Source organism: Paenibacillus filicis, from assembly GCF_038070315.1.
Taxonomy (GTDB): domain Bacteria; phylum Bacillota; class Bacilli; order Paenibacillales; family NBRC-103111; genus Paenibacillus_G; species Paenibacillus_G filicis.
In genome coordinates this window covers 138,574-147,410 of the sequence record NZ_JBBPCC010000022.1, presented here as the reverse complement: position 1 = coordinate 147,410, position 8,837 = coordinate 138,574, and the positions used below count along the sequence as shown (strand labels likewise).

Annotated in this window: 11 protein-coding genes; all 11 read right to left on the bottom strand. The window is 54.1% G+C overall.

Annotated elements, in window-relative coordinates:
* Window positions 1-346: 346 nt before the first annotated feature.
* Window positions 347-859 carry an SRPBCC domain-containing protein gene (locus WMW72_RS27565; RefSeq protein WP_341418801.1) on the bottom strand — a complete coding sequence of 171 codons (513 nt, stop codon included), beginning with the start codon at window positions 857-859 and terminating at the stop codon, window positions 347-349.
* A 74-nt stretch (window positions 860-933) separates the two neighbouring features.
* The gene (locus WMW72_RS27560) at window positions 934-1,272 is read right to left on the bottom strand and encodes a DUF1801 domain-containing protein (RefSeq protein ID WP_341418805.1); all 339 of its coding nucleotides are present in this window, start codon (window positions 1,270-1,272) and stop codon (window positions 934-936) included.
* A gap of 21 nt (window positions 1,273-1,293) precedes the next feature.
* Entirely contained in the window at window positions 1,294-1,899 is a 606-nt protein-coding gene (locus WMW72_RS27555) for a TetR/AcrR family transcriptional regulator (protein ID WP_341418800.1), read from the bottom strand.
* Window positions 1,900-2,394: 495 nt separating this feature from the next.
* Window positions 2,395-2,826, bottom strand: a complete 432-nt coding sequence (locus tag WMW72_RS27550) for a GNAT family N-acetyltransferase (protein ID WP_341418799.1) — start codon at window positions 2,824-2,826, stop codon at window positions 2,395-2,397.
* Window positions 2,827-3,092: 266 nt separating this feature from the next.
* Window positions 3,093-3,845 (bottom strand): class I SAM-dependent methyltransferase, encoded by a 753-nt coding sequence (locus WMW72_RS27545; protein ID WP_341418798.1) that lies wholly within the window; start codon window positions 3,843-3,845, stop codon window positions 3,093-3,095.
* Entirely contained in the window at window positions 3,842-4,294 is a 453-nt protein-coding gene (locus WMW72_RS27540; protein WP_341418797.1) for a class I SAM-dependent methyltransferase, read from the bottom strand. Before WMW72_RS27540 ends, WMW72_RS27545 begins: the two co-directional genes overlap by 4 nt.
* Window positions 4,278-4,595, bottom strand: a complete 318-nt coding sequence (locus WMW72_RS27535; protein WP_341418796.1) for a class I SAM-dependent methyltransferase — start codon at window positions 4,593-4,595, stop codon at window positions 4,278-4,280. Before WMW72_RS27535 ends, WMW72_RS27540 begins: the two co-directional genes overlap by 17 nt.
* 54 nt (window positions 4,596-4,649) lie before the next feature.
* Complete coding sequence (gene nikA, locus WMW72_RS27530; RefSeq protein WP_341418795.1) at window positions 4,650-6,317, bottom strand: nickel ABC transporter substrate-binding protein; 1,668 nt, start codon at window positions 6,315-6,317, stop codon at window positions 4,650-4,652.
* Complete coding sequence (locus WMW72_RS27525; protein ID WP_341418794.1) at window positions 6,317-7,138, bottom strand: ATP-binding cassette domain-containing protein; 822 nt, start codon at window positions 7,136-7,138, stop codon at window positions 6,317-6,319. Before WMW72_RS27525 ends, nikA begins: the two co-directional genes overlap by 1 nt.
* Window positions 7,071-7,988, bottom strand: coding sequence for an ABC transporter ATP-binding protein (locus WMW72_RS27520; protein WP_341418793.1), 918 nt, complete (start codon window positions 7,986-7,988; stop codon window positions 7,071-7,073). The genes WMW72_RS27525 and WMW72_RS27520 overlap by 68 nt, the downstream gene beginning before the upstream one ends.
* A gap of 15 nt (window positions 7,989-8,003) precedes the next feature.
* Window positions 8,004-8,831, bottom strand: a complete 828-nt coding sequence (gene nikC, locus WMW72_RS27515) for a nickel transporter permease (RefSeq protein WP_341418792.1) — start codon at window positions 8,829-8,831, stop codon at window positions 8,004-8,006.
* Window positions 8,832-8,837: the final 6 nt, after the last annotated feature.

Genomic DNA, 8,837 nt, shown 5'->3' with positions numbered 1-8,837 from the left:
TAAGAACCTACACTGCCTTATTTAGGAGCAAAGAGAGCCCATACCCTTATAAATTGGAAAATTAATTTACTTCCAAATACGGTTATGGGCTTGTTTACTTTTCATAAGCACTACACTACATTAGACTTGAGTGCTTGATAAATACGGAGAAATAAAGTGAGTTTTTGTAAGCTTTCAAGATTTAAGTATTAGACTGACCATGCAAAATGAAACAGCGGCGGTCTAGGACTCGAAAATAAAGTCTTAGACTACCGCTGCCATCATTGAGCTAACGTACCCGTTTGTTAAGAAATAAGAATTCTCACACGAGAATGTTAAAATATTACCAACCTTCTTATATCGCAATTTATTTCTGGCTAGCCAGGTAGTCGGCGAGTTGATCGAAAGTACCTTCGAGGCCTTGTTTAAGCATTGGCGCCATACCGTCATAGGCCGCTTGCTCCTCGACGGATGCATTCAGAGGGCCGCCTTTCAGCGTCAAGGTAGTTTTCCCGTCGTTTTCTTCGAGTGTGATGACATTCATAATTTCAAGAGGCCAATTCGCGTTAAAAGGCGCTCGGATCGTGTTGCCTTGCTCATCGGAAAAGGATTGGATAAAAACCACTTTCTCGGGTGCGACTACCTCTTGATAGGTAAATTTCCCCCACATGACGTGACTCCCGTCGGGAGACGTCTGATAACCTAAAAACATGCCGCCTGGTCGAACATCCATTTTGACGACTTCGAGAGAAAACCCCTTTGGTCCCCACCATTTCGCAAAATGCTCCGGCTCCGCCCATGCTTTAAAAACAAGTTCGCGAGGGCTATCGAATACACGCGTAAATGCGATTTCAAACGATTGGTTCGGAATGCTGCTCACGTGAATCCTCCTTGTTTTGGAAGGGTGCTTACACCCCGCAATATAATTGTGAATGTACCAACAATCCGTCAATGCTACAGTTTGCTGGAAGCCTGAACCAGCAGATTCGCCAGCAGATCGTAATCGGGTGTATCCTCTTTGCGGATTTTTAGCCATTTCCTCTCGTCAGGCCCTTCAAATCCTTTCGGAAACGTAAGGCCGGATGCATTCATAATCATGAATGCGATAGCATCTTTCGATGGTGAAATAACCGCCGCATAATGCCCATTTTTCAGAAAATGGGGCTTTTTGTATTGAATGCGTTCTTCGGCTTCCGGAATGAATTGATGTACCAGCTGGCGAAGTCGGTTGCTGACTTCGATTTGCCATGGTTGATTAAGTTTTTCGATAAAGGCGGAAACTTCCTCGTTCATCATTTCTTCTACAGCTCCTTTTTACGGTGTGCTTGGGGAAGAGATGGTCAAAGACCTGACGAAGATCTTTACATTCTCTTGTATGAACTGTTTGAGACTGATACCAGGATAGTTGTTCCCGGCTTCCAAATCATTAATAAACGCGCCATATTGCGCCATCATGAACGTGAATGCTTGCATGGTGGGGTTCGAACAAACTATTTTTCCTTTTTCATTCATGGTAATCAAATAATCTGTCAGTAACGTCAACAATTGGCGAGGATGTTGCAATCGACGTTCTTTAAAGCCCGGAATATGGACCTCGTCTTTTATGGCGATTTGTATTAATTTTCGGTCGCGGTTCATGATGTCATGATATTTTTTGCTTATGGATAGGAGATCATTTTCTAACTCCCACAAAAGCTGCTCGCTGAAGAATATTCGCATCTCTTCGGCATACTGAAATCGTTCGAGGGAGGTTTCAAGCAATTTTTGCTTGCTTCCGAAATGTCGAAAGAGCGTTTTTTCGCTTAAGTTTGCGGCATTGGCGATTTCTTGCGTCGTGACGCCGTTATAGCCTTTCTCCGAAATCAAATCGACCGCAGCACGTATCAATTTCTCCGCTGTCCCTTGCTTATTTTGGCGCATGATCAGCTCCCTTTCTGTAGAATACGCAATTATGACTGTCAGTGGTGACTGACATTATACTAGCCCTTAATTGTTCTCCAGTCAAGTGGTATTTAAGTAAAATAACGCCGACGATAAACCAACATGATTCCCTCGGTTGGAGGAGGTTCGATCGGGAACGCCAGTATCAACGTGTACGAAATGGCCGGACTGATAAATGATGGGAGCTTCGAGCGATTGCCCATTGCTTTGTTTGTTCCATCATCGACGGTTGCAACTATCCTGCCCGTTAGCTTAACGCCCACGTCAGTCTAATGTAGTGTAGCGCTTAGAAAAATGTAAATGAGCCCATCACTGTAATTTGGAAGCTTCTTATTTCCAATTTTACATGCAATGGGCTATTTATGTTCAGTGTAAGGCAGTGTAAGACTGGTATTAAGGTATTTTAGCATGTTCTCAAAAGTGGTAAAAGCCTATTTATTGAACAAACGTTCCCCGTTGCTTGAAGAAGAAGTATTATAATTTAAGTAATAAAACCTTCTTTTCATAGTTGTCTAAACACCATTGAAACTTCTTTAGTATATGATTGTTAATTTGTTTGCCCTCATAGTCAAATTCTCCAAAACCAAATTTTCCATAAAAATGCTTTAACTCTTCAAATGGTAGACAGTACACTTCTTTTAAATTATTTTTTTTAGTTTCCTTTACCAAGTAATCAACTAACTCATTTGCAAGCGATAGTCCTCTGAACTCATCCAATATATATATACCGCCAATTTCAGCCTCTTTTTCATTAAGATAAACAATCCTTCCAACTCCTGCAAATTTATCCTTATGTGTAACTATTGCAATTGTTTCACTTTCTAAATTACTCGGCACAAAGCCTATTTTCTGATACTGTTCATTTACCCATTGGAGTTCATTTTTAGTTGCTAATCTTATACCCATTTCTTTTCCCCTCCCTAATTATATAGACCAATTATTACAAAGAAAATTGATATAACTAAATTGCCCGTTAGATCAATAAAAAGGACGCTTCCGCGCCTTCGCTTGGGCTACGTCCTCCTCATTATATTCCATTTCCAATTACTAATTAAAGAACGTACGCGGGTAACATGTAGTTCTAAAACAGAGGACTTATCTTAACCTAAGCATTAAGAAAATACTTTATTTTCAGTCTAACCGTTTATTTTCTTCTGACACTATTATGGCGGTTACTTCTGCGCGCCGACCATAAAGACCGGCGTGGACCGGCTCAGCACCTGTTGGCGCTCATCCAATATGCGTTCGTTCAGGTTTTCGGCCGTCCATACCTCCGCGAAACCAAGCTTGTTCAGCACTTGCACATCCCAGGCCGGCCGCCATTCATGCGTCAGCGGCAATAGCCGGCTTAACCGGTCGGACTCCTCCCAGTCGACATGCTGCGGAGGCTCGCCAAAGCCGCGTTCCACGTAGGCCTGCAAGTCTTCTTCATGCTGCCGACGCATATCCTCATCCACCAGATGGCGGTTCCAGTTCGCATCGAAGATCAGCAGGCGTCCGCCCTTGCGCAGCACCCGGTGCCAGTCGGCATACGCGGATGCCGGATCGTCCAGCGTCCAGGTCAGATTCCGGCAGACGATCAGATCGAACTGCTCGTCCTCGAATTCCATCCGGTGCGAATCCATCTTGCGGAACTCGGCGACCTGGACGCCCTCTTCCTCCGCATGTCCCCGCGCTTCGGCCAGCATATTATCCGTGCAATCGATGCCCGTGACCCGGTGTCCCTCCTCAGCCAGAATGATCGAGAAGAAGCCCGGCCCGCAGCCAATGTCCAACACATCAAGCTTGTCCTGTCCGGGAGCGTGCTCCAGGATCAGCTCCTTCCAAGCCTTTCTCTCGAAGCCCTGCAGCTCCTTGCGGATACCCTCTCCGTACAGCTGCGCCTCGCCCTCCCAATACGTCTGCATCTCTCCTCTTACACTCATGCTGACAGCTCCTTTTTGGCTATGATCATAAAGCGGACGCCGGTCTGGCATCCGTATTTCAGATAGTTCAGGGACCACTTGTAGCCCGGAATAAAGTTACGCCGGATCTCCCTGATCGTAAAGCCCGCCTGCCGAAGTGCGGTCTCATCCGCCTCCGGGCGGAGTACCTGGACGAAGGGCAGCTCGCCGAGCGCCGGCTGATCCTTGCTCGTCCGCCTGCGGACCCGCCACTCCGTCAGCAGAATGAGCGTCCAGGACAACGCATACCACAGCCGGTACAGCAGGCCTTCCGGCTCCTTGTACAAGTAATCGCCGTCGAATACGACCAGGGTTCCGCCCGGCTTCAATACGCGGAACCATTCCGCGTAGGCACGGGCCGGATCGGGAAGCGTCCAGACGACATCCCGGCAGACGACCGCGTCGAGCGAAGCGTCACGCTCGGCGTGCATCCCCTTCGTAAACCGGGATGTCCAGCCCCGCCTCCAGGAAATTACGGGCCGCCGTCTCGACCATACCGGGCGAAGCATCTACGGCGGTTGGATGATGCCCCATCTCTGACAGCAGCAGGGAGAAGAAACCGGGTCCCGTGCCTACATCGAGCACGCGCTGAGACCGTTTCGTCCCTAGCCCCTCCAGCAGCAGCGACTTCCAGAGCTGTACCGTCTTTCGGCTGCGAACCTGCGTCTGCACGACCTTGTTATACCCGGCAGACGACGAGGTCCAATACCGGGAGATGTCTTTGAGCTGCATCGATTCTAGGCTCCATTCCTATAGAAAATGATGGGAAAATTATCAGCAAGCACGTTACTTGGACACGTCCAGCTGGTTCCAGGGCACCGGCGCATAGGTCGTGTAGCCGAGCTTGAAGTTCTGAACCCGCTTGTTGACGGTATACAAATCGTCCGGATAATAGAGCGGGACATAGATGGCCTCTTCCCGCGCCCTGGCGAACCAGGCATCGTACTTCGCCTGGCGTTGTCCCGTATCCGTCGAGGCGACCGCCTCGTCGATCAGCGTCTCCAACGTCTTGTCCGACCAGGCAACCGCCGGCGTATCGCCGGTTTGGTGGAACAGCGACATTAGGAACGCATGCGGGTTATAGGCATCGGAATACGTCCGGTAGATGATCAGATCGTACTCCTTATTCTTCCATAGGGCATCATAGTACGCATTGGATTCCAGCACCTGCAGATTCAGCTTAATGCCGACTTCCTTAAGCTTGGATTGCACATACTCCGCAATCGGCTTCCACTCCGGGAACTCTGTCTGCTGCAGGACGAGGCGCAGCTCCAGCGGCTTGCCGTCCTTCTCGACGATGCCTTTGCCCGCAGCATCGGTATATCCAGCTTCTTGCAGCAGCTTCTTAGCCTGAGCGGCGTCGTAGCCGTACCATTTGTTATTGTTTTCCGTCACATAGGGAACGGTCAGCGGGAACAAGCCTTGAGCCTCAGCCCCCGTACCTCCGAGCAGCTTGGCGGCGATGCTCCTCTTATCGATCGCGAGGTTAATCGCTTGGCGTACCTTCACATTTTGCAGCAGCGGCTGATTATAGTTGAAAATCAGGAAGTGCGAGCTCGTCCCTGGGGTCTGCGGGACGGACAGCTTGGCGTCGGCTTTCAGCATCGCCAGATTATCCAGGGGCACCTTGCCGGATTGGCCGCCAGAGATGTCGACCGCCCCGCTCTGCAGCGCCAGCACACGAGACTGCGCATCCGGGATGACCTTCAGCACGATCTTGGACAGCAGCGGAGCCTGGCCCCAGTAGTTCGGATTGCGGACCAGCACGCCCTCCTGATCCTTCTTGTAGCTGTCGACCATCCATGCGCCTGTGCCGACCGGCTTCTTGAACTGGCCGTTCGGGTCGCCAGCAGGCTCCACGGCCGACGGGCTGATGATCCGAACCGGGCGGGCAAAGGTAAGCTCGGTCAGCAGCGGATAATACGCGCTGTCGAACGTAAAGAGGATTGTGGCGTCATCGACCACCTGAATGTCCCTGAGCTTCTTGGCGACATTCAGCGACGCGTTGGCCGGATTTTTATACCAGCGCTCGAACGAAAACTTCACGGCTGCTGCATTGAACGGCGTCTTGTCGGAAAAGACTACACCGGTCCGCAGGTGAAACGTATACGTCTTGCCGTCGTCCGAGATATCCCAGGACTTGGCGAGGGACGGCATGATCTTGCCCTTCTCGCCGTATTCGACGAGGCTGTCATACACCATCGCGTGGGCTTCCATGAACCCTTTATACGCGCCTGCATCCAGCTGATCCAGCGCCGGATCGGACGCGACCGCGACCACAATCTGCTTGTCGGGAGCTGGAGCGGCCGAGGCGGGCTTGGCCTCTGCCGGGGCTCCGGCAGGCTCCTGGCCCGGTTTGTTCGAGGTGCAGCCCGAGAGCAGCACCAGCGCCAGGGCAGCGGCCAGCGCGATGCGCCAACCAGCGTGTTTTCTTTGCTTCTTTACGTTCATCATCAGGTCTCCTTCATCTGCAAATCTCTAGGCTTCCGATAGCGGGGGGCTTGCACCGGCACCGCCTGCCAGAGCTGGCGGGTGTACGGATGGGTGCAGGTCCCGGCAATCTGCCCGCCGGGGAGCGTCTCGACGACTTGGCCACGATACATCACGGCCACGCGGTCGCAGAGCTCAGAGACCAGGGACAGATCATGGGTAATAAACAGAACCGTAAGGCCGAGCTGTCTCTTCAGCCTGAGGAGCAGCCCAAGCATCGTCTTGCGCAGCGGGAAGTCCAGGCTGGAGAAGGGCTCGTCGCAGACGAGCAGCTCCGGCCCCGGCGCGAGGGCGCGGGCGATCCCGACCCGCTGCTGCTGGCCTCCGCTTAGTTCATGCGGGTACCGCTTCAGGTAACGCTGGTCCAGCTCCACCAGGCTTAGCAGCTCCAGCACCTTGTTCCTGCGCTCCTGAGCGGACAGCTTAGGGCCGTTTAACAGAGGCTCAGCGACGATCTGCTCCACGGTAAATAGCGGATCGAAGGAAGCGAAGCTGTTCTGAAACACCAGCTGCATCTTCGCACGGAGCGGCTGCATGCGCCGGAAGCTCCAGCCGGTAATATCCTCTCCCCGGTACAGGATGCGGCCGGAGGTGGCCGGCTCCAGGCCGAGCAGCAGCCTGGACAGCGTGCTTTTGCCGCTTCCGCTTTCCCCGACCAGCCCAAGCGTCATCCCCTGCTCGAGCTGCAGGGAAACACGATCGACGGCTGTTACAGCCTCAGCCCGGGATAACCACCCCCTCTGGTGCCTGTATTGTTTGGTAAGGGCTTGAGTTTCGATCAGCATACTCCACCTCCTCTCCGGCTATGGAGGCGCCCGGCGGCTCCATAGCCGGAGCATCCCGATGAAGAAAGCGGCTGTCCAGCAGCTCCCGGGTATATGGATGGGCAGGACGCTCGAAGATCTGATGAACGTCGCCCGCCTCGACGATACGGCCTTCCTTCATCACGTAGACGAAGTCCGCCTTCTCGGCGACCACACCCAGATCATGAGTGATGAGCAGGATCGCTAGGCCGCTCTCCCGGCGCAGCCGGTCCAGCTCCTCCAGTATCTGCGCCTGGATCATCACGTCGAGCGCCGTCGTCGGCTCGTCCGCGATCAGCAGCCGAGCGCCGGAGACGAGTGCCAGCGCGATCATGACGCGCTGGCACATGCCGCCGCTGATCTGGAACGGATACCGACGCAGCAGCCCCTCCGGCTCCGGCAGACCGACTCGCCCGAGCTGATCGATAGCGATCATCCGGGCCTCCCGCCGGGAGACGCGCCTGTGCTGACGCACCGTCTCGATCATCTGCGTGCCGATCGGCAGCACCGGATTCAGACTGTTCCCCGGGTCCTGCAGGATCATCGCCATCTCCCTCCCCCGGGTACGGCGCAGCTGCCCCGGCTTCATCCGCAGCAGGTCCTTTTCGCCCAGCCATATCTCTCCGGCGGCGATGCGGCCGGGACGGCCGAGCAAGCCGAAGACGGATAAGGCAGTGGCGGACTTGCCGCTTCCGCTCTCGCCGATCAGCGCAACGATGTCACCGGCATGCACGTCAAGGCTTACCTCCTGCACCGCCCGGGGGGCTCGCTCTCCCGCTCCGAAGTGTACGCTCAGCTGCCGGATGCGCAGCAGCGCTTGGTTCTTCGTCATCCTATCCCCTCCTTGTCACCACTGCTTGTCCTGGGATTCGGGTTGGCGCAATCCCTCGCCCAGCAGATTGAAGCCCATGACCACCGTCATGATCGCCAGCCCGGGCATCAGCATCAGGCGCGGGATGGTCTGCATATACGGCCTGCTGTCATTCAGCATAACGCCCCATTCCGGAGCTGGCGGCTGCGCGCCAAGTCCCAGGAAGGATAATCCGGAGATCGACAGCAGAATGGAGCCGATCTCGATCGAAGCGAGCACAAGCATCGGCCGGGCCGCATTGCGGGCGATGTGACGCAGCAGGATCTGCGCATGTGTGGATCCGGAAGCGCGGGCGGCCATGATATAATCCCGCTCCTTGATCTGCAGTACAATTCCGCGGATGATGCGGGCGTACCCGGCCCACCAGACCAGCACGAAGGCCAGCAGCAGGTTGCGCAGGCTCGGGCCGAGCAGTCCGGCGATTGCCAGCGACAGAATCAGGCTTGGGAACGCCAGCACCATATCGATGATCCGCATCAGCACTTGATCAGTCCGGCCGCCGACATAACCGGCCACCAGCCCGATCGGAACGCTGATGATCAGCACCGCTCCAAGAACCAGCAGCGCATAGAATAGCGAGACACGGGTCCCGGCAATAAGCCGGGACAGCACAGAGCGTCCCAGATGGTCGGTCCCGAGCGGGTACTCGGGCGAAGGCGGGCTCAGCCGGATCTCGATATTGACGAGCAGCGGGTCTGTCGGCGTCAAGTAAGGAGCGAATAAGCCGACCAGCACCGCGGTCATGACGATAATGCCTCCCGTCCACAAGGAAGCCTTTCTCCAGAAGCTTGCCGTATGTGACATATGATC

Coding starts and splice junctions, on each gene's coding strand:
- WMW72_RS27560 (WP_341418805.1), bottom strand. CDS start 1,272: ATGAACGAGGAAGTTTCCGCCTTTATCGAAAAACTTAATCAACCATGG.
- WMW72_RS27525 (WP_341418794.1), bottom strand. CDS start 7,138: ATGCTGATCGAAACTCAAGCCCTTACCAAACAATACAGGCACCAGAGG.
- WMW72_RS27540 (WP_341418797.1), bottom strand. CDS start 4,294: ATGCACGCCGAGCGTGACGCTTCGCTCGACGCGGTCGTCTGCCGGGAT.
- nikC (WP_341418792.1), bottom strand. CDS start 8,831: ATGTCACATACGGCAAGCTTCTGGAGAAAGGCTTCCTTGTGGACGGGA.
- WMW72_RS27555 (WP_341418800.1), bottom strand. CDS start 1,899: ATGCGCCAAAATAAGCAAGGGACAGCGGAGAAATTGATACGTGCTGCG.
- WMW72_RS27535 (WP_341418796.1), bottom strand. CDS start 4,595: ATGCAGCTCAAAGACATCTCCCGGTATTGGACCTCGTCGTCTGCCGGG.
- WMW72_RS27520 (WP_341418793.1), bottom strand. CDS start 7,988: ATGACGAAGAACCAAGCGCTGCTGCGCATCCGGCAGCTGAGCGTACAC.
- WMW72_RS27550 (WP_341418799.1), bottom strand. CDS start 2,826: ATGGGTATAAGATTAGCAACTAAAAATGAACTCCAATGGGTAAATGAA.
- nikA (WP_341418795.1), bottom strand. CDS start 6,317: ATGATGAACGTAAAGAAGCAAAGAAAACACGCTGGTTGGCGCATCGCG.
- WMW72_RS27545 (WP_341418798.1), bottom strand. CDS start 3,845: ATGAGTGTAAGAGGAGAGATGCAGACGTATTGGGAGGGCGAGGCGCAG.